Origin of the sequence: Streptomyces sp. NPDC051018 (genome assembly GCF_044456085.1) — a bacterium.
Taxonomy (GTDB): Bacteria; Actinomycetota; Actinomycetes; order Streptomycetales; family Streptomycetaceae; genus Streptomyces.
This window is the reverse complement of the sequence record NZ_JBITFN010000022.1, coordinates 39903-59389: the sequence shown is the minus strand read 5'-3', so window position 1 is coordinate 59389 and position 19487 is coordinate 39903. Positions and strand designations below refer to the sequence as shown.

At 71.8% G+C, this 19487-nt stretch carries 19 protein-coding genes; 16 read left to right on the top strand and 3 right to left on the bottom strand.

What is annotated here, in order from left to right:
• The first annotated feature begins 26 nt into the window (after positions 1 to 26).
• The 6 genes from dxr (at position 27) to ACIBCM_RS29180 (ending at position 7301) form a co-directional block, all read left to right on the top strand.
• Entirely contained in the window at positions 27 to 1283 is a 1257-nt protein-coding gene (dxr, locus tag ACIBCM_RS29205) for a 1-deoxy-D-xylulose-5-phosphate reductoisomerase (RefSeq protein ID WP_399248343.1), read from the top strand.
• Positions 1280 to 2581, top strand: coding sequence for a M50 family metallopeptidase (locus ACIBCM_RS29200; RefSeq protein WP_399248341.1), 1302 nt, complete (start codon positions 1280 to 1282; stop codon positions 2579 to 2581). The genes dxr and ACIBCM_RS29200 overlap by 4 nt, the downstream gene beginning before the upstream one ends.
• Before the next feature lie 163 nt (positions 2582 to 2744).
• Complete coding sequence (ispG, locus tag ACIBCM_RS29195) at positions 2745 to 3899, top strand: flavodoxin-dependent (E)-4-hydroxy-3-methylbut-2-enyl-diphosphate synthase (RefSeq protein ID WP_399248339.1); 1155 nt, start codon at positions 2745 to 2747, stop codon at positions 3897 to 3899.
• Positions 3900 to 4029: 130 nt separating this feature from the next.
• On the top strand, positions 4030 to 4875 hold the full coding sequence (locus ACIBCM_RS29190) for a GNAT family N-acetyltransferase (RefSeq protein WP_399248337.1): 846 nt from the start codon (positions 4030 to 4032) through the stop codon (positions 4873 to 4875).
• An 87-nt stretch (positions 4876 to 4962) separates the two neighbouring features.
• Positions 4963 to 5532: a GNAT family N-acetyltransferase gene (locus ACIBCM_RS29185; RefSeq protein ID WP_399248335.1), complete on the top strand. Its 570-nt coding sequence runs from the start codon at positions 4963 to 4965 to the stop codon at positions 5530 to 5532.
• A 68-nt stretch (positions 5533 to 5600) separates the two neighbouring features.
• Positions 5601 to 7301, top strand: coding sequence for a proline--tRNA ligase (locus ACIBCM_RS29180; RefSeq protein ID WP_399248333.1), 1701 nt, complete (start codon positions 5601 to 5603; stop codon positions 7299 to 7301).
• Positions 7302 to 7866: 565 nt separating this feature from the next.
• Here the strand turns inward: ACIBCM_RS29180 and ACIBCM_RS29175 are convergent.
• From ACIBCM_RS29175 to ACIBCM_RS29165, 3 genes are read right to left on the bottom strand one after another with little or no spacing between them, the layout of a single operon-like run.
• The gene (locus tag ACIBCM_RS29175; protein ID WP_399248331.1) at positions 7867 to 8736 is read right to left on the bottom strand and encodes an aminoglycoside phosphotransferase family protein; all 870 of its coding nucleotides are present in this window, start codon (positions 8734 to 8736) and stop codon (positions 7867 to 7869) included.
• A 17-nt stretch (positions 8737 to 8753) separates the two neighbouring features.
• A complete protein-coding gene (locus ACIBCM_RS29170) occupies positions 8754 to 9200 on the bottom strand; it encodes a ferritin-like domain-containing protein (RefSeq protein ID WP_399248329.1) in 447 nt (148 codons plus the stop codon).
• Positions 9197 to 9721 carry a hypothetical protein gene (locus tag ACIBCM_RS29165; protein ID WP_399248457.1) on the bottom strand — a complete coding sequence of 175 codons (525 nt, stop codon included), beginning with the start codon at positions 9719 to 9721 and terminating at the stop codon, positions 9197 to 9199. Before ACIBCM_RS29165 ends, ACIBCM_RS29170 begins: the two co-directional genes overlap by 4 nt.
• Before the next feature lie 154 nt (positions 9722 to 9875).
• On the opposite strand from ACIBCM_RS29165, the gene rimP reads away from it, so the two are divergent.
• The 10 genes from rimP to ACIBCM_RS29115 all read left to right on the top strand — a co-directional run bounded on the left by rimP (position 9876) and on the right by ACIBCM_RS29115 (position 19419).
• Positions 9876 to 10385, top strand: coding sequence for a ribosome maturation factor RimP (gene rimP / locus ACIBCM_RS29160; RefSeq protein WP_399248327.1), 510 nt, complete (start codon positions 9876 to 9878; stop codon positions 10383 to 10385).
• 2 nt (positions 10386 to 10387) lie between these two features.
• Positions 10388 to 11419 carry a transcription termination factor NusA gene (gene nusA / locus ACIBCM_RS29155; RefSeq protein ID WP_399248325.1) on the top strand — a complete coding sequence of 344 codons (1032 nt, stop codon included), beginning with the start codon at positions 10388 to 10390 and terminating at the stop codon, positions 11417 to 11419.
• A gap of 148 nt (positions 11420 to 11567) precedes the next feature.
• Complete coding sequence (locus ACIBCM_RS29150; RefSeq protein WP_399248323.1) at positions 11568 to 11855, top strand: YlxR family protein; 288 nt, start codon at positions 11568 to 11570, stop codon at positions 11853 to 11855.
• 147 nt (positions 11856 to 12002) lie between these two features.
• Positions 12003 to 15104: a translation initiation factor IF-2 gene (infB, locus tag ACIBCM_RS29145; RefSeq protein WP_399248321.1), complete on the top strand. Its 3102-nt coding sequence runs from the start codon at positions 12003 to 12005 to the stop codon at positions 15102 to 15104.
• A 138-nt stretch (positions 15105 to 15242) separates the two neighbouring features.
• The gene (locus ACIBCM_RS29140) at positions 15243 to 15536 is read left to right on the top strand and encodes a DUF503 domain-containing protein (RefSeq protein WP_399248319.1); all 294 of its coding nucleotides are present in this window, start codon (positions 15243 to 15245) and stop codon (positions 15534 to 15536) included.
• A 34-nt stretch (positions 15537 to 15570) separates the two neighbouring features.
• Complete coding sequence (gene rbfA, locus ACIBCM_RS29135; protein ID WP_389276998.1) at positions 15571 to 16014, top strand: 30S ribosome-binding factor RbfA; 444 nt, start codon at positions 15571 to 15573, stop codon at positions 16012 to 16014.
• Positions 16011 to 16910: a tRNA pseudouridine(55) synthase TruB gene (truB, locus tag ACIBCM_RS29130; RefSeq protein ID WP_399248317.1), complete on the top strand. Its 900-nt coding sequence runs from the start codon at positions 16011 to 16013 to the stop codon at positions 16908 to 16910. Before rbfA ends, truB begins: the two co-directional genes overlap by 4 nt.
• Before the next feature lie 386 nt (positions 16911 to 17296).
• Positions 17297 to 18241: a bifunctional riboflavin kinase/FAD synthetase gene (locus ACIBCM_RS29125; RefSeq protein ID WP_399248315.1), complete on the top strand. Its 945-nt coding sequence runs from the start codon at positions 17297 to 17299 to the stop codon at positions 18239 to 18241.
• Positions 18242 to 18721: 480 nt separating this feature from the next.
• On the top strand, positions 18722 to 19162 hold the full coding sequence (locus tag ACIBCM_RS29120; RefSeq protein ID WP_399248314.1) for a nuclear transport factor 2 family protein: 441 nt from the start codon (positions 18722 to 18724) through the stop codon (positions 19160 to 19162).
• Positions 19159 to 19419, top strand: a complete 261-nt coding sequence (locus tag ACIBCM_RS29115; protein WP_399248313.1) for a heavy-metal-associated domain-containing protein — start codon at positions 19159 to 19161, stop codon at positions 19417 to 19419. The genes ACIBCM_RS29120 and ACIBCM_RS29115 overlap by 4 nt, the downstream gene beginning before the upstream one ends.
• Positions 19420 to 19487 lie beyond the last annotated feature (68 nt).

The window sequence follows — 19487 nt, the reverse complement described above, 5'->3', positions numbered from 1 at the left end:
GCCCGGGTTGCGGACACAATGGGGGGATGAGCGACCGCCCATCCCCCCTCGCCGACCCGCACACCCTCTTCGCCCCCGACAGGGGCGCGGAGCGCCGGGACATCGTCGTCCTCGGCTCCACCGGCTCCATCGGCACCCAGGCCATCGATCTCGTCCTGCGCAATCCCGACCGCTTCCGTGTCACCGCGCTCTCGGCCGCGGGCGGCCGGGCCGGACTCCTGGCCGAGCAGGCCAGGCGCCTTCGGGCCGGGACCGTCGCCGTGGCCCGTGAGGAGGCCGTGCCCGCGCTGCGCGAGGCCCTGGCCGCGCAGTACGGCGGCGACCCGCTGCCCGAGATCCTGGCCGGCCCCGACGCGGCCGCCCAGCTCGCCGCGTCCGACTGCCACACCGTCCTCAACGGCATCACCGGCTCCATCGGGCTCGCTCCCACCCTCGCCGCGCTCACCGCGGGCCGTACCCTCGCCCTCGCCAACAAGGAGTCGCTCATCGTCGGCGGGCCGCTGGTGAAGGCCGTCGCCAGGCCCGGCCAGATCATCCCGGTGGACTCCGAGCACGCCGCCCTCTTCCAGGCCCTCGCCGCCGGTACGCGGGCCGAGGTGCGCAAGCTCGTGGTCACCGCCTCCGGCGGCCCCTTCCGCGGCCGTACGCGGGCCCAGCTGGCGGACGTCACCCGCGAGGACGCCCTCGCGCACCCCACCTGGGCGATGGGCCCGGTGATCACCGTGAACAGCGCGACCCTGGTCAACAAGGGCCTGGAGGTCATCGAGGCACACCTCCTCTACGACATCCCCTTCGACCGCATCGAGGTCGTGGTCCACCCCCAGTCGTACGTCCACTCGATGGTGGAGTTCACGGACGGTTCGACCATCGCCCAGGCCACCCCGCCCGATATGCGCGGCCCGATCGCCATCGGCGTCGGCTGGCCCGAACGGGTGCCGGACGCGGCCCCCGCCTTCGACTGGAGCAAGGCTTCCACCTGGGAGTTCTTCCCCCTGGACACCGAGGCGTTCCCCGCCGTGGGACTCGCCCGCCGGGTGGGGGAGCTGGGCGGGACGGCGCCGGCGGTGTTCAATGCCGCGAACGAGGAGTGCGTGGAGGCGTTTCTCGCCGGGCGGCTGCCGTTCAACGGAATCATGGATACGGTCACCGAAGTCGTCACCGAGCACGGAGTGCCCACGGGCGGAACCCGGCTCACGGTCGCCGACGTCCTGGAAGCGGAGAACTGGGCCCGTGCGCGGGCCCGGGAACTGGCAGTGAAGGCCACAGCGGAGGCTCGCGCATGACGATGTTGTTGACGGCTCTCGGCATACTCATGTTCGCCGCGGGCCTGCTGTTCTCCATCGCCTGGCACGAGCTGGGGCATCTGTCGACGGCCAAGCTCTTCGGCATCCGGGTCCCGCAGTACATGGTCGGCTTCGGGCCCACCCTGTGGTCGCGCAAGAAGGGCGAGACGGAGTACGGCGTCAAGGCCATCCCCATGGGCGGCTACATCCGCATGATCGGGATGTTCCCGCCCGGCGCGGACGGCCGGATCGAGGCCCGGTCCACCTCCCCCTGGCGCGGGATGATCGAGGACGCCAGGACGGCCGCGTACGAGGAGCTGAAGCCGGGCGACGAGACCCGGCTGTTCTACACGCGCAAGCCGTGGAAGCGCGTGATCGTCATGTTCGCCGGACCGTTCATGAATCTGGTCCTCGCGGTCGCGATCTTCCTCGGTGTCGCGATGGGCTTCGGGTTCTCCACCCAGACCACCGAGGTCGCGGGCGTCCAGCAGTGCGTCATCGCCCAGAGCGCCGACCGCGACACCTGCGCCAAGGGCGACCCGGTCTCGCCCGCCCAGGCCGCGGGGCTGAAGACCGGCGACCGGATCGTCGCCTTCAACGGCAAGCCCGTGGACGACTGGGGCACCCTGTCGGACCGCATCCGCGAGACGATCGGCCCGGCGACCATCACGGTCGAGCGCGGCGGTGGCGAGCATGTCCTCCATGCCACGCTCCGCGAGAACATGGTGGCCAAGAAGGACGCGGACGGCGAGGTCGTCCCCGGCGAGTTCGTCCCGGCCGGCTACCTCGGCTTCGCCGCCCAGTCCGAGATCCTGCCGCTCTCCTTCTCCGACTCCGTGGTCCGTATGGGCGACATGATCGAGAACGGCGTCCAGTCGATCATCGCGCTGCCCTCCAAGGTCCCGGATCTGTGGAGCGCGGCCTTCGGCGAGGCCGAGCGCAAGGACGACTCCCCGGTCGGCGTCGTCGGCGCCGCCCGGATCAGCGGTGAGGTGATGACCCTCGACGCACCGGCGCAGAATCTGTTCGCCATGTTCCTGATGCTGCTCGCCGGGTTCAACCTCTCGCTGTTCCTGTTCAACATGCTGCCGCTGCTGCCCCTGGACGGCGGCCATATCGCCGGGGCCCTGTGGGAGTCCGTAAGGCGCAATGTGGCCCGGCTCTTCCGGCGGCCCGACCCCGGCCCGTTCGACGTGGCCAAGCTGATGCCGGTCGCGTACGTCGTGGCGGGCGTCTTCATCTGCTTCACCCTGCTCGTCCTCGTCGCGGACATCGTGAACCCCGTCAAGATCACCTGAACGTCTCCCGTGCGGGCGGCCGGTGCACCCTGTGCCCGGCCGCTCACCTTTGGGAAGGGTTTGGCGCGCGGGATGTGCCCGTCCTGACCCCTGTGCCGTAATCTCGAAGGCTGGAGCCCGCCGATGTCGGGACCTCGATCCACACCATGGGGTTGCACAGCAGATGACCGCGATTTCTCTCGGTATCCCGTCCGTTCCGACCAAGCTCGCAGACCGGCGCGTGAGCCGGAAGATCCAGGTGGGCACCGTGGCCGTGGGTGGCGACGCCCCGGTGTCGGTGCAGTCGATGACGACGACGCGTACGTCGGATGTCGGTGCGACGCTGCAGCAGATCGCGGAGTTGACGGCATCGGGTTGTCAGATCGTGCGGGTGGCGTGTCCGACGCAGGACGACGCCGACGCGCTCGCGGTGATCGCGCGGAAGTCGCAGATCCCGGTGATCGCGGATATCCATTTCCAGCCGAAGTACGTGTTCGCGGCGATCGACGCCGGGTGCGCCGCGGTGCGGGTGAATCCGGGGAACATCAAGCAGTTCGACGACAAGGTGCGGGAGATCGCGGCGGCCGCGGGAGCGGCGGGGACGCCGATCCGTATCGGCGTGAACGCGGGGTCGCTGGACGCGCGGCTGCTGAAGAAGTACGGGAAGGCGACGCCGGAGGCCCTGGTGGAGTCGGCGCTGTGGGAGGCGTCGCTGTTCGAGGAGCACGGGTTCCGGGACATCAAGATCTCGGTGAAGCACAACGACCCGGTGGTGATGGTGAACGCCTACCGTCAGCTCGCCGCGCAGTGCGACTACCCCCTGCATCTCGGGGTGACCGAGGCGGGACCGGCGTTCCAGGGGACGATCAAGTCGGCGGTGGCCTTCGGCGCCCTGCTCGCGGAGGGGATCGGGGACACGATCCGGGTGTCGCTGTCGGCTCCTCCGGCGGAGGAGGTGAAGGTCGGGATCCAGATCCTGGAGTCGCTGAATCTGCGGCAGCGGCGGCTGGAGATCGTGTCGTGCCCGTCGTGCGGTCGTGCGCAGGTCGATGTGTACAAGCTCGCGGACGAGGTCACGGCGGGTCTGGAGGGCATGGAGGTTCCACTGCGGGTCGCGGTGATGGGCTGTGTGGTGAACGGTCCGGGTGAGGCGCGTGAGGCGGATCTCGGTGTGGCCTCCGGCAACGGCAAGGGGCAGATCTTTGTGAAGGGCGAGGTGATCAAGACGGTGCCCGAGTCGAAGATCGTCGAGACCCTCATCGACGAGGCCATGAAGATCGCCGAACAGATGGAGCGGGACGGCATCCCCTCCGGCGAGCCCGAGGTCTCCGTCGGCTGAGCCTCCGCGACGGCCGCCCGTGCCGGCCCCCGCCCGCCCGGCGTGCGGGGGCCCCTGTTCCTCACTCGGCACCCGGCACACCCGCCAGGTACAGTGCGGAGATCAGCAGACCGTACGGTGAGGCCCCCTCGTGTTGACGCAGACCACCACCCGGGTCCTCGAACCCGGTGACCTCGGCGCCGCGCTCGCCGTCCTGGAGAGCGAGCCCGTGGAGAATGCTTTTGTCACGGCCCGGGTCCAGGTCGCGGGTCTCGATCCCTGGCGGCTCGGCGGCGAGATGTGGGGCTGGTACACGGAAGGGCGGCTGCGCTCGCTCTGCTACTCGGGCGCCAATCTCGTCCCCATCTGCGCCACCCCCGACGCCGTCCGCGCCTTCGCCGACCGCGCCCGCAGAACCGGCCGCAGATGCTCCTCGATCGTCGGCCCCGCCGTGCCCACCGCCCAGCTCTGGCGGCTTCTCGAACCGAGCTGGGGCCCCGCCAGGGACGTACGCCACCGGCAGCCGCTCATGGTGACCGAGAGCGTCCCCGACGGCATCGAGCCCGACCCCCTCGTCCGCCGGGTCCGCAAGGACGAGATGGAGGTGATCATGCCCGCGTGCGTGGCCATGTTCACCGAGGAGGTCGGCGTCTCGCCCATGGCGGGGGACGGCGGACTGCTCTACCAGGCCCGGGTCGCCGAACTCGTCGGCTCGGGCCGCTCGTTCGCCCGCGTCGACGACGGCCGGGTCGTCTTCAAGGCCGAGATCGGCGCGGCCACCACCCAGGCGTGCCAGATCCAGGGAGTCTGGGTGGACCCGGAGTTCCGCGGCCGGGGACTGTCCGAGACCGGGATGGCGGCCGTACTGCGGTACGCGCTCGCGGATGTCGCCCCCGTCGTCAGCCTCTATGTCAACGACTACAACACCGCCGCCAGGGCCGCGTACCGGCGCGTCGGCTTCCGTGAGGTCGGCGCCTTTATGAGCGTCCTCTTCTGACGTGCTCTTCCGATGTGCTCCTCCGGGCATCCCGCCCCCGGCGGGCGCGCCGTCGGCGGCCCCGGCCACGGCCAGTAGGGTTCGCGCATGGCAGTGCATCCCGGTGGCGGTCCCCGGATCCCCGATGTCCAGGTCCAGCCGGTCGATCTCTCCACCCGGATCGACGAAGCCCTCCGGGTCCAGGCGGTCGCCTTCGGACTCGGCAGGGACGAGATCGAGGTACGGCGCCATATCGTCCACCGCCATCTCCTCCAGCCCGGCGCCCGCGCACTCGGCGCACTGACCGGCGACGGAGATCTCGTCGGCTTCGTCTACGGGATGCCCAACGACCGCCGCCACTGGTGGTCCACCGTCGTCGAACCGTATCTGCGCCGCACCGGCAGCGACGGCTGGCTCGACGACTCCTTCGTCATCACCGAACTCCATGTCCACCCCGTGTACCAGGGCCGGGGCATCGGCCGCTCGCTGATCACCACCATCACCGACACCGCGGACCAGCCGCGCTCGATCCTCTCCGCGATCGACATCGAATCCCCGGCCCGCGCCCTGTACCGGCGGCTCGGCTACCGGGACCTCGCCCTCCAGGTCCACTTCCCCAGCGCGCCCAGCCCCTACGCCGTGATGGGAGCACCGCTGCCGCTGCTCCGCGGCAATTGATTTCCGCCCGTCCGCACCCCCCGGCTAACCTCCTGCACATCACTCTTTCGTCCCGCAGGAGACTTCCCATGGCAGCCCAGGTCCAGCGCATGTCCCGTCTGATGGTCAAGACACTGCGCGACGACCCGGCGGACGCGGAGACGCTCAGCCACAAGCTGCTCGTCCGCGCCGGGTACGTACGCCGCAACGCGGCCGGCATCTGGTCCTGGCTGCCGCTGGGCAAGAGGGTCCTGGAGAACGTCGCCCGCGTGGTGCGCGAGGAGATGGACGCGATCGGCGGGCAGGAGGTCCTGCTGCCCGCCGTACTGCCCAAGGAGCCGTACGAGGCGACCGGGCGCTGGGAGGAGTACGGCGCGGAGCTGTTCCGTCTCAAGGACCGCAAGGGCGCGGACTACCTCCTCGGCCCCACGCACGAGGAGATCTTCACCCTGCTCGTCAAGGACCAGTGCACGTCCTACAAGGACCTGCCGGTGATCCTCTACCAGATCCAGTCCAAGTACCGCGACGAGGCCCGCCCCCGCTCGGGCATCCTGCGCAGCCGGGAGTTCCTGATGAAGGACTCCTACTCCTTCGACACCTCCGACGAGGGCCTGGCCCAGGCGTACGCGCTGCACCGCGAGGCCTACATCAGGATCTTCCGGCGGCTCGGCCTGGAACACCACATCGTGTCGGCGGTCTCGGGCGCGATGGGCGGCTCCGCCTCCGAGGAGTTCCTGGCCCCGGCCGCCGCGGGCGAGGACACCTTCGTCCACTGCCCCTCCTGCGGATACGCGGCGAACACCGAGGCCGTGACCTTCACCGCCGGGGCCGCCCCCGCCGGGGAGCACCCCCCGCTGGAGACGCTGGACACCCCCGACACCCCCACGATCGAGACGCTCGCCCAGTTCCTGGACGTAGCCGCGTCCGCGACCCTGAAGAACCTCCTCGTCAAGGTCGACGGCGAGATCATCGCGGTCGGCGTGCCCGGGGACCGCGAGGTCGATCTCGGCAAGCTCGCCAACCACCTCGCCCCCTCCGAGGTCGAACTCGTCACCGCCGAGGACTTCACCGGCCGCCCCGACCTGGTCCGCGGCTATGTCGGCCCCCAGGGACTGGAGAAGGTCCGGTATCTCGCCGACCCCCGGATCACGGCCGGCACCGCCTGGATCACCGGCGCCAACCGGGAGGGCGTGCACGCGAGGAACGTCGTCGCGGGCCGTGACTTCGAGGTCGACGAGTACGTGGACGTCGTCGTGGTCGAGGACGGCGACCCCTGCCCCACCTGCGGGACTGCGCTCCAGCTCGGCCGCGCCATCGAGATCGGCCATATCTTCCAGCTGGGCCGCAAGTACGCGGACGCCTTCCAGCTCGACGTCCTCGGGAGCAACGGCAAGCCCGAGCGCGTCACCATGGGCTCCTACGGCATCGGTGTCTCCCGCGCGGTGGCCGCCCTCGCCGAGCAGACCGCGGACGACAGCGGACTGTGCTGGCCGCGTGAGATCGCCCCCGCCGACGTCCATGTGGTCGCCGCGGGCAAGGCCCTCCAGACCGAGCTGGCCCTCCAGGCCGCGGACCAGCTCGCTGCGGCGGGCCTGCGGGTCCTCGTCGACGAGCGCGCCGGTGTCTCCCCGGGCGTCAAGTTCACGGACGCCGAACTCATCGGCGTTCCGAAGATCCTCGTCGCGGGCCGCCGTGCCGCCGAGGGCGTGGTCGAACTGAAGGACCGCCGCACCGGTGAGCGCGAGGAACTCCCGCTCTCCGAGGCGGTCACCCGCCTCGCGGCCGGCTGACCCCGGGGCCCGGCGGCCCTGGACCCGTCTGTCCGCGGGCCGGAGCCCCCGGTTCCCGCCGCCCACCCCGGCAAGGCACCGGGGGAGTCCGGTCCGGGGGCGCCGCGCCCGCTCGGGCGGGTCCCGCCGACCGGTCGTGCTGTGCGGTGCGCTGTTCCGGCCGTACGAACGGGGTCGGCCACTCCCGCCCAGGAGGGCGTACCGCCAGCGCGGGGCGCCGGAGGGCCGGATCCCGGGTTCCGGTCCGGAGCACCGGCCGGCGTGGGGCCGACCCACGAGGGGGCGGTCCGTTCGGGCGAAGGTGAGCGGTTCGGTCCCTCGGGGCTTGCGTCGACGAAGTCGGCGAGCGCAGTGCCGTGCGCCGTAGCCCGGTCCGGAGCACCGGCCAGGGCCCGGGCCGTCGACAAGCCCGGCCACCAGGGCGCCGGTCCGTTCGGAGCCGGTACGCGACGGGTGCAGTGCCGACCCGTCCGGAGCCGGTGCGCCGGCAGGGCGGGCAGATCGGAGCGTGGGCCGGGCACGGCCCCGCGCCCCTCCCGAGCCCGTACCCCACCGCGCCCGCCCGTCAGAGCCAGGACGCGAACTCCAGGGCCACTTCCGCCTCCCGTACCCGGCCCGCACGCAGGCCCCGCGTCGCCGATTCCACCGCGCGGAAGAGGGTCCAGGCCCGCAGCCGGTCCGGGTCGAGTTCGAGGGAGTCGGCGAGCCGGTTCACCCGGCGGCGGGTTGCGGAGGCACCCGAGGGGGACGCGATCAGGTCCTCCACCCGGTCCCGGACCAGCCGCGCCAGATCGTAGGCGCGCTCGCCGACGACCGGCTCGGGCCCCACCGCGAGCCAGGGCACCCGGTCCGCCCCGAGCACCTTGCCCTGGCGGAAGCTGCCGTGGAGCAGGAGCGCCTCGGCGGGGGCCGCGAGAAGCTCCTCACGGGCGGCCAGCGCGCTGGACACCAGCGGCTCGGCGGTCCCCTGCATCGCCTCGGCCTGCCGTGCCGTCCGCCCGGCCACCGTCTCGAATCCGTGCCCCGGCGGCGGCTCGACCCACAGCCGCCGTACGATCCCTGCCGCCTCCAGCAGCGCCCTGGACTCCGGGAGGGACCTCAGGGACACCTCCGGGTGGAGCCGTTCCAGCACCAGCGCGTCCCCGGGCGAGGACAGCAGCCGGACCGCGCCCCGGCCGTCCCAGTGCTCCAGGGCCGTGCGCTCCGCCTCCGGCCGCGCCGCCGCGGGCGCGAGCTTCAGCGCCGCGGGGGTGCCGTCCTCCAGCCGTACGAGAAGGACCAGGCTGCTCCGGCCGCCGGGCGCCACCACCCGTTCGACGTCGAGACTCTGCCGGGACACGGTCTCCTCGACGATCCCGGGCAGCCGGTCGAGCCAGCCGTCGCCCCCGCTCTCGCCCAGCGCCCGCGCCAGCCGCTGGGGCGCTTCGACGTCCACGGGTGCGCGACGCCCCTTCACCGGCCGTTCACTGCGTTCCGGGCCCGCTCGGTGAGCCCGGGGAAGGCCACGCCGCTGCCGCGCCACCGGGCGCCCCGGACGGCCGCCTCCCGCAGCGCCACCGCCGCCTCCCGCCGCAGCGAGCCTCCGGCGGCCCGTACGAGATCGGAGTAGACGCCCGCGACCCGGTCCTCCAGGAACGCCGCGAGCCGCACGGCCGCGGCCTCGTCGCCCACGGGGAACGGCAGCGCGTACCCGGGCGCCGCGGCCACCGGGCGGCCGCCCAGATCACGGACCGAGCGCGCGAGCGCGTCCCGGCGGGCCCGGTGCGCTCCGTGCGCGGCCGCCGCCTCGGCCTCCCGCGCTCCGCCGACCCGGGCGCCGGCGACCCCGTACCCGTACACCGCCGCGTGCTCCGCGGCGAGCGCGGCCTGGACGGCGTCGAGGACCCGGTCCGCGCTCATCGCGCACCCCCGTTCGCGGGCCCGGCGCCCGGCTCGGCCAGCAGATAGGCGTGTACGGCGCCGGCCGCCGCGACCGACGCGAGCAGCCGCGCCAGTTCCGGCTCGGCGTCGGCGAGGGCGGTGGTGTGGGCGTCGGACACCCGGCGCTCGGCCGCCGCCAGCGCCCTGAGCGCGGCGGCGGGCTCGGCCGGGACCCGGCCCGTGCCACCGGGGCCGGCGGTCCGCGCCGTCCCGCCGAGCGCGGTGACATGGGCCGCCACCGAGCTCCGCAGCGGGGTGAGCCGTCCGGCCAGCGCCGGATGCGCCGCGATGACGGCGTCGTACTGGTCCCGCAGCGCGCCGCTCGCCCCGGCCAGCGCCCGGCGCGCGGCCGCGGTGGTGGTGCCGGAGGCGCCGCCCGTACGCGGTCCGTCCCCGTCCCGGCCACCCGACGGCCCGTCCGCGCAGCCGGTCAGGGCTCCCGCGGCGAGCGCGCCCGTCACCACGAGAGCATGTCTTCGCGTCGTCCCGGTGTGCCCCACGCGTGTCTCCCTCGGCCTCTCGGTGATCATCGCCGCAGGCGAGCGTACCTGCGGGTGCCCGGGTGGTGGACGGCAACACCCTTCGGGACCGGATACCCTTTGATCTGACACGCGACGATCCCACAACAGCACACGCGGCCGAGGAGTCACCCGGATGAGCACCACCCAGAGCGAGAGGCTGCGCGGGCTGCTGGAACCGCTCGTCAGCGCCGCGGGCCTGGATCTGGAGGAGATCGAGGTCTCCCGCACCGGGCGCCGCCGCCAGCTGAGGATCGTGGTGGACTCCGACGAGGGCGCCACCCTGGACGCCTGTGCCGAGCTGAGCCGTGCGATCTCCGGCAGGCTCGACGAGACCGATGTGATGGGAGAGGGCGAGTACGTCCTCGAAGTCGGCTCGCCCGGAGCCGACCGCCCCCTGACCGAGCACCGCCACTACGCACGGGCGGCCGGCAGGCTGGTGAAGTTCCGGCTCCGGGAGGGCGGGGACCTCGTGGCCCGCGTGCTGACCGTCGACGACGAGGGGCTCGGCCTCGAAGTGCCCGGTGTGAAGGGCCGCCGGCCCACCGCCCGCCGTATCGCCTTCGACGAGATCGCCGGGGCCCGCGTGGAGATCGAGTTCAACCGCAAGGACACACCACTCCAGCAGAAGGAAGAGGAGGCGTAGCCGTGGACATCGACGTAAAACTCCTGAGGGGCTTGGCACAGGAGAAGGAGATCCCCTTCGACCTGCTGGTCGAGGCGATCGAGTCGGCCCTCCTCATCGCGTACCACCGCACCGAGGGAAGCCGCCGCCACGCCCGGGTGGTGCTCAGCCGTGACACCGGCCATGTGACCGTCTGGGCCAAGGAGGACCCCTCCGACGTGGAGGAGGGCCAGGAGCCCAAGGAGTTCGACGACACGCCGACCGACTTCGGCCGTATCGCCGCCACCACCGCACGCCAGGTCATCCAGCAGCGGCTGCGGGACGCGGAGAACGACGTCACCTTCGGCGAGTACGCGCGCCGGGAGGGCGATGTCGTCGCCGGCCAGGTGCAGCAGGGCAAGGACCCCAAGAACGTCCTGGTCAGGCTGGACGACAAGCTGGAGGCCATCCTGCCGGTGCAGGAGCAGGTCCCCGGCGAGGAGTACACCCACGGCCTGCGGCTGCGCACCTATGTCGTCCGGGTGGCCAAGGGGGTGCGCGGCCCGTCCGTGACCCTCTCGCGCACCCACCCCAATCTGGTGAAGAAGCTCTTCGCGCTGGAGGTCCCGGAGATCGCGGACGGCAGCGTCGAGATCGCGGCCATCGCCCGGGAGGCCGGGCACCGCACCAAGATCGCGGTCCGGTCCACCCGCTCGGGACTCAACGCCAAGGGCGCCTGCATCGGCCCGATGGGCGGCCGGGTCCGCAATGTGATGGCCGAGCTGCACGGTGAGAAGATCGACATCGTGGACTGGTCGGACGACCCGGCCGACATGGTGGCGAACGCGCTCTCCCCGGCCCGGGTGAGCAAGGTCGAGATCGTCGACCTGGGGGCGCGCTCCGCCCGGGTGACCGTACCCGACTACCAGCTGTCGCTGGCGATCGGCAAGGAGGGCCAGAACGCCCGTCTGGCCGCCCGGCTGACCGGCTGGCGCATCGACATCCGCCCGGACACCGAGCAGAGCGCGGACCAGGGCCCGGAGCAGGGCACGGAGCAGGGCCCCGAGAGGCGCTGACGGCCCCGGTCCGGAGCCCCGCCGGTTTCCGGCCGTGATCCGGCCGGAAACCGGACCGTGATGAGGACACAGGAGACAACCAGGGGGCAACAGGTGTTCGATTTCTGCCCCCAACGGGTGAGGTCGCTACGGGGAGGTAGACTTAACCATGTCTGGCCGGACGCGCCTCGGCGCATGCCCTGAACGCATGTGTGTGGGCTGCCGGGAGCGAGCGGCCAAGAGCGATCTGCTGCGCATCGTGATGATCGGGGACGAGTGTGTCCCCGATGATCGCGGTACGCTGCCCGGCCGGGGTGCGTATATACACCCCGCCGTGGTCTGTCTCGATCTGGCTGTACGACGCCGGGCGTTTCCCCGGGCCTTCCGGGCCCAGGGACCGCTCGACACGGCCGGAGTGCTGCACCACGTGCGGCGGACGGCGCAGACGGCACCGTAAGAAGAAGTACGGCACGGATTCCCGTGCGGTCAGGTACCTCGCGAGTTGGAAGTAGGTCGAGATTGCGATGAGCACTCGATGAGTACGCGATGAGTACGCCCATGAAGTAGCGACGGTCCGGCGGTAACCGGACCTAAAAGGAGCGAAGTGGCTAAGGTCCGGGTATACGAACTCGCCAAGGAGTTCGGCGTCGAGAGCAAGGTCGTCATGGCCAAGCTCCAAGAACTCGGTGAATTCGTCCGTTCGGCGTCCTCGACGATCGAGGCGCCGGTTGTGCGCAAGTTGACTGACGCTTTGCAGGGTTCCGGCTCAGGTGCCGGCAAGTCCGCTGCCAAGCCCGGCGCGCCCCGCAAGGCGGCGCCGTCCCCCGCCGCCCCCCGTGCGGGCGGCCCCACCCCCGGCGCGCCGACTCCGGCCGCGCCCCGTCCGGCTGCCCCCAAGCCCGGCGCCCCGGCCCCCAGGCCGGCTGCCGCCGAGGCCCCCGGCAGCGCCCCCTCCGGCGCACCGGCTCCGGGCCCCCGTCCGGGTCCCAAGCCGGCTCCCGCGCGGCCCGCGCCCGCGAACCCGGTCCCCGCGGCGGAGTTCTCCGCCCCGGCTCCGGCACAGCCCGCGGCTCCGCAGTCCCCGCGTCCCGGCGCGCCCGGTCCGCGTCCCGCCCGTCCGGCCCCGTCCGGCGGCCAGCGTGACGGCGGCCGCGGCGGCGACCGCCAGGGCCGTCCCGCACCCGGCCAGGGCGGTCCCCGCCCCGGCGGCAACCGTCCGGCCGGTCCCCGTCCGGGCAACAACCCCTTCACCTCCGGCGGCTCCACCGGAATGGCGCGCCCGCAGGCGCCCCGTCCCGGCGGCGCTCCCCGTCCCGGTGGACACGGCGGCGCCCCCGGCGCCCCCCGTCCGCAGGGCGGTCCCGGCGGAGCTCCCCGGCCCCAGGGCCAGGGCGGCGCCCGTCCGACCCCCGGTGGTATGCCCCGGCCGCAGGCGCCCCGCGCCGCCGGTCCGGGTGGCGGCGGCCCCGCGGGCAACCGCCCCAACCCGGGCATGATGCCGCAGCGTCCGGCCGCCGGTCCCCGTCCCGGGGGCGGCCCCGGCGGCGGTGGCGGCCGCGGTCCCGGCGGCGGCGGTCGTCCCGGCGGTGCCGGTGCGGGCCGTCCCGGTGGCGGCGGCGGCTTCGCCGGCCGTCCGGGTGGCGGCGGTGGCGGTCGTCCCGGTGGCGGCGGCGGCTTCGCCGGCCGTCCCGGCGGCGGTGGCCCCGGCGGTGGTGGCGGCTTCGGCGGCGGCCGTCCCGGCTTCGGCGGTCGTCCCGGCGGCCCCGGTGGCCGTGGTGGCACACAGGGCGCGTTCGGCCGTCCCGGCGGGCCGGCCCGTCGTGGCCGTAAGTCGAAGCGGCAGAGGCGCCAGGAGTACGAGGCCATGCAGGCCCCGTCGGTCGGCGGTGTGATGCTGCCCCGTGGCAACGGCGAGACCATTCGTCTGTCGCGCGGCGCGTCCCTCACCGACTTCGCGGAGAAGATCAACGCCAACCCGGCGTCGCTCGTCGCGGTCATGATGAACCTCGGCGAGATGGTCACCGCGACCCAGTCCGTCACCGACGACACGCTGGTCGTGCTCGCCCAGGAGATGAACTACAAGGTCCAGATCGTCAGCCCGGAGGAGGAGGACCGCGAGCTTCTCGAGTCCTTCGACATCGAGTTCGGCGAGGACGAGGGCGGCGACGAGGCCCTGGTCTCCCGTCCGCCGGTCGTGACCGTCATGGGTCACGTCGACCACGGAAAGACCCGTCTCCTCGACGCCATCCGCAAGACGAACGTCGTCGCGGGCGAGGCCGGTGGCATCACCCAGCACATCGGTGCCTACCAGGTCGCGACCGAGGTCAACGACGAAGAGCGCCGCATCACCTTCATCGACACCCCGGGCCACGAGGCGTTCACCGCCATGCGTGCCCGTGGTGCGAAGTCGACCGACATCGCGATCCTCGTGGTGGCGGCCAACGACGGTGTGATGCCCCAGACGATCGAGGCCCTGAACCACGCCAAGGCGGCCGATGTGCCGATCGTGGTCGCGGTCAACAAGATCGACGTCGAGGGCGCCGACCCGACGAAGGTGCGCGGACAGCTCACCGAGTTCGGTCTGGTGGCCGAGGAGTACGGCGGCGACACCATGTTCGTCGACATCTCCGCCAAGCAGGGTCTGAACATCGACTCCCTGCTGGAGGCCGTCGTCCTCACCGCCGACGCCTCGCTCGACCTGCGGGCCAACCCGGAGCAGGACGCGCAGGGCATCGCGATCGAGGCCCATCTCGACCGCGGCCGCGGCGCCGTCGCGACCGTCCTGGTCCAGCGCGGCACGCTGCGCGTCGGTGACACGATGGTCGCCGGTGACGCGTACGGCCGGGTCCGGGCCATGCTCGACGACAAGGGCGAGAACGTGGAGGAGGCGGGTCCCTCGACCCCGGTCCTCGTCCTCGGTCTCACCAACGTCCCGGGCGCGGGCGACAACTTCCTGGTGGTCGACGAGGACCGTACGGCCCGTCAGATCGCCGAGAAGCGCGCGGCCCGCGAGCGCAACGCCGCGTTCGCCAAGCGGGTGCGCAGGGTGTCGCTGGAGGACCTGGACAAGGTGCTCAAGGCCGGCGAGATCCAGCAGCTCAACCTCATCATCAAGGGCGACGCGTCCGGTTCGGTCGAGGCGCTCGAATCGTCGCTGCTCCAGCTCGATGTCGGCGAAGAGGTCGACATCCGTGTGCTGCACCGCGGTGTGGGTGCGGTCACCGAGTCGGACATCGACCTGGCCATGGGCTCCGACGCCATCGTCATCGGCTTCAATGTCCGCGCGGCCGGCCGTGCCTCGCAGATGGCGGAGCGCGAGGGCGTCGACGTCCGGTACTACTCGGTGATCTACCAGGCCATCGAGGAGATCGAGGCGGCCCTCAAGGGCATGCTCAAGCCGGAGTACGAAGAGGTCGAGCTGGGCACGGCGGAGATCCGCGAGGTCTTCCGCTCGTCCAAGCTGGGCAATATCGCCGGTGTGCTCATCCGCTCCGGCGAGGTCAAGCGGAACACGAAGGCCCGCCTCCTGCGCGACGGCAAGGTCATCGCGGAGAACCTCAACATCGAGGGTCTGCGCCGCTTCAAGGACGACGTCACCGAGATCCGCGAAGGCTTCGAGGGCGGTATCAACCTCGGAAACTTCAACGACATCAAGATCGACGACGTCATCGCCACCTACGAGATGCGCGAGAAGCCTCGCGGCTGACCGGGCACGGGCCGGGGCCGGTCGGCGGAGATATATCCGTCGATCGGCCCCGGCCGCTGCGTGTACGGTTCTCGGTGTCCCTGCCAATCACCGGCAGGTGCTCCTGAACCCGAACCGGCGGGACATCCGGATACATCCATGTATGTGGGGACTCTGTCCTTCGATCTGCTTCTCGGCGACGTACGGTCGCTGAAGGAGAAGCGTTCCGTGGTCCGCCCGATCATCGCCGAACTCCAGCGGAAATTCATGGTGAGCGTGGCGGAGACCGGGGCGCAGGACCTCTATCGCAGGACCGAGATCGGGCTCGCGGTGGTGTCCGGGGACACCGGACATCTCACCGAAGTACTGGACCGGTGCGAGCGCTTTGTCGCCGGCCGGCCGGAAGTGGAACTGCTGTCCGTTCGACGCAGGCTCCACAGCGACGAAGACTGATGGCAAGGCAAGCAGGTAAGAAGGAGAAGGACCAGTGGCCGACAACGCGCGGGCGAAGAAACTGGCGGACCTCATCCGGGAAGTGGTCGCCGAGAAGCTACAGCGCGGTATCAAGGACCCGCGGCTCGGCACACATGTCACCATCACCGACACCCGGGTCACCGGCGATCTGCGGGAGGCCACGGTCTTCTACACGGTCTACGGCGACGACGAGGACCGGGCGAGCGCCGCTGCCGGGCTCCAGAGCGCCAAGGGCGTACTGCGCAGCGCGGTCGGTGCCGCGGCGGGTACCAAGTTCACCCCCACCCTGACATTCGTGGCGGACGCCCTCCCGGAGAACGCCAAGACGATCGAATCGCTGCTGGACCGGGCACGGGCCTCGGACGCCAAGGTGCGCGAGGCGTCCTCGGGCGCGGCCTACGCCGGCGAGGCGGACCCGTACCGCAAGCCGGAGGACGAGGACGACACCTCCGCATGACAACACCAGCAGTCACGCCGGACGGCCTTGTCATCGTCGACAAGCCGTCCGGCTTCACTTCGCACGACGTCGTCGCCAAGATGCGCGGTATCGCGAGGACCCGCCGGGTCGGTCACGCGGGCACACTCGACCCCATGGCCACGGGTGTCCTGGTCCTCGGCGTCGAGCGGGCCACCAAACTCCTCGGCCATCTCGCGCTGACGGAGAAGGAGTACCTCGGCACGATCCGGCTCGGGCAGACGACCGTCACCGACGACGCCGAGGGCGAGATCACGGCCGGCGTCGATGCCTCCGGGGTCACCCGTGAAGCCATCGACGCGGGTGTGGCCGCCCTGACCGGCGACATCATGCAGGTGCCGTCCAAGGTCAGCGCCATCAAGATCGACGGCAAGCGCTCCTACGCACGGGTGCGCGGCGGCGAGGACTTCGAGATCCCGGCCCGGCCGGTGACCGTCTCCTCGTTCCGGGTCTACGACGTCGGGCAGGCCGTCGCCGAGGACGGGACGGCCGTGGTGGACCTGGTCGTCTCGGTGGTCTGCTCCTCCGGTACGTATATCCGCGCCCTGGCCCGTGATCTGGGTGCCGGGCTCGGTGTCGGGGGGCATCTCACCGCGCTGCGGCGGACCAGGGTGGGCCCCTACGGGCTGGACGCGGCACGGACGCTCGACCAGCACCAGGAGGAGCTGACCGTCATGCCCATCGCGCAGGCCGCCGCCGCGGCGTTCCCGCGCTGGGATGTGGACGAGCGGCGGGCCCGGCTGCTGGCGAACGGCGTACGCCTGGACATGCCGCCGTACGACCGCTCACCGGTCGCGGTCTTCGGTCCCGGCGGACGCTTTCTGGCGCTGGTGGAGGAGCAGAAGGGCAGGGCGAAGAGCCTCGCCGTCTTCGTCTGAGGGTCCGGCGGGCGGTCCGGGGGCCCTGTAGGCGGTCCGGGGCCGGTGCGCGGGTCTGAGGGCGCGTGCGCTCCGGTGGTGCCGGGGTCCGAGCCGGGAGCCCGGTCCGCGCCACAGGGGCTTCGCAGGGCGATCTCTATCGTGGAACGGGCAGGTGAACTGCCCGTTCCACGATCCCCCTCCGGGGGAGACCTATCCATCCCGCCCCGGTGATTCACCCCCATGGGTGGGCGCGCGGAGTGAACAGGGGGAGCACAAGGGGGCGCGTCCGATAAACGGACGCGCTGAGGCCGATGCGAACCCACCGTCCCGGGCATGGCACTCTTAGAGCTGCAAAAAGAGCAGTCTTTTCCGGGTAGCCGAGGTTCGGGCGAGGAGCGGTCACAGTGCAACGCTGGCGTGGCTTGGAGGACATCCCTGAGGGCTGGGGACGCAGCGTCGTCACCATCGGCTCCTACGACGGGGTCCACCGCGGGCACCAGCTGATCATCGGGCGCGCGGTGGAGCGCGCCCGGGAACTGTCCGTGCCCTCCGTGGTCGTCACCTTCGACCCCCACCCGAGCGAGGTCGTCCGCCCCGGCAGCCACCCGCCCCTGCTGGCCCCGCACCACCGGCGCGCCGAGCTGATGGCCGAGCTGGGCGTGGACGCGCTGCTCATCCTTCCCTTCACCGCGGAGTTCTCGCAGCTCTCACCCGCCGATTTCATCGTCAAGGTGCTGGTCGACAAGCTGCACGCCGCCCTGGTCGTGGAGGGCCCGAACTTCCGCTTCGGCCACCGGGCCGCCGGTGATGTCGCCTTCCTGGCGGAGCTGGGCGCGACCTACGACTACCGGGTCGAGGTCATCGAGCTGTACGTCACCGGAGAGGCGGGCGGCGGTGAACCGTTCTCCTCCACCCTCACCCGCCGGCTGATCGCCTCCGGTGACGTCGGGGGCGCCCTGGAGATCCTCGGCCGCCCCCACCGGGTCGAGGGCGTTGTTGTGCGCGGTGCCCAGCGGGGCCGTGAGCTGGGCTTTCCCACGGCGAACGTCGAGACCCTGCCCCATACCGCCGTGCCCGCGGACGGTGTCTACGCGGGCTGGCTCGTCGCCGACGGGGAACGTATGCCCGCGGCCATCTCCGTCGGTACGAACGTCCAGTTCAACGCCACGGACCGCACGGTCGAGGCCTATGCGATCGACCGTGTGGACCTCGATCTGTACGGGCTGCACGTGGCGGTGGACTTCCTGGCGTATCTGCGCGGTATGCAGAAGTTCGACACGGTGGACGACCTGCTGGCGCAGATGGCCGAGGACGTCAAGAAGTGCCGGGAGCTGACGGCGGCCGGGTAGACGTCACCGTACCGTCCCGGCCGGCGGGCGCCCGCTGAGGAGCGGCCCGCTCATGGTCCCGGTGACGGCCAGGTCCGGTGCCGTGCCCCCTGCTCCCTGTGGTTCAGCGAGCCCTTCCCGCCGCCTGCCACGCTGCTTCCCGCCCTCCGCCGTGCTCCTCACTCGCCCGCTCCCCGCAGTGCCGAGCGCCCGGAGCGGGCTTGTGCGGGCCGCCCGCCGTGCGTACTGCCGACGCATCCGGCCCGCTGTCTCCTGGGTGCCGGCGAGGTGCGCCGACCTGATCGTGGCCGCGGCCGGCCGACCCGCCCGGAGGTAGCCTCCGGTACCCTCACCCGCAGTATCTCTTACAGCTTGTCAAAATTATCGGAACGTGCATATCTTACATCGTGTAAGAGATCGCAGGGGGGGGACCTCGGCACACTCCCCGCCGCGCCGTGCGCGTCCCCCTGCCGCACCCGCCCGAAGCCCGGCAGGAGCCGTATGAGCATCCTCAGCGTCAACGATCCGAAGCAGTTCATCGCCGACTTCTTCACCGGATTCACCGCGGACCTCCTGCGTGACGAAGAGGACCCGGCGGTGATCGTCGACCGCTACCACACCCCGGACATCATCCAGGTCGCCGACGGTCATGCGATGGACCGGGGGAAGCTGATCGCCCACACCCGTCCGGTGCGCAAGAACCGGCCCGACAGCAGGGTGGAGGTGCACGAGGCGCATCTGACGGGTGACCGGCTCGCCGCCCGGTACACCCTGCATGTGCGCAACCGCGGGACGGACCTCACCATCGAGGTCTGCTTCTTCGGGCAGTTCGCCTCCGACGGGCGGATGCGCAGCTCGCACATGCTCACCCGTACCGTGTCCGCCCCCAACCCGCAGGAGGCCGCGCCGGGAGCGCCCGCCCTCCAGGAGGAGCCGTCGTGACCGAGGGCCCCGGCACCGTGAACAGCTACCGGGTGGAGGGCATGGCCTGTGGGCACTGCGCGAACTTCGTCACCGCGGAAGTGGAACGCATCCCCGGGGTCACCGCCGTGTCCGTGGACGTCGACGCCGGCACCGTCACGGTGACGGGTGAGGGCTCCTTCGGCCTCGCGGAGGTACGCGCGGCGGTGGAGGAGGCGGGTTACGAACTCACCGCCGCGCTCCCCGGGCCGCCCGGCACCGGCACGTCAGCATCGTAGGGGCGGGCCGCGACGTTCCGGCCCGCCACCCGTACCTCCGAACCGGAGGGCGTCGGTCGCGTTCCGGC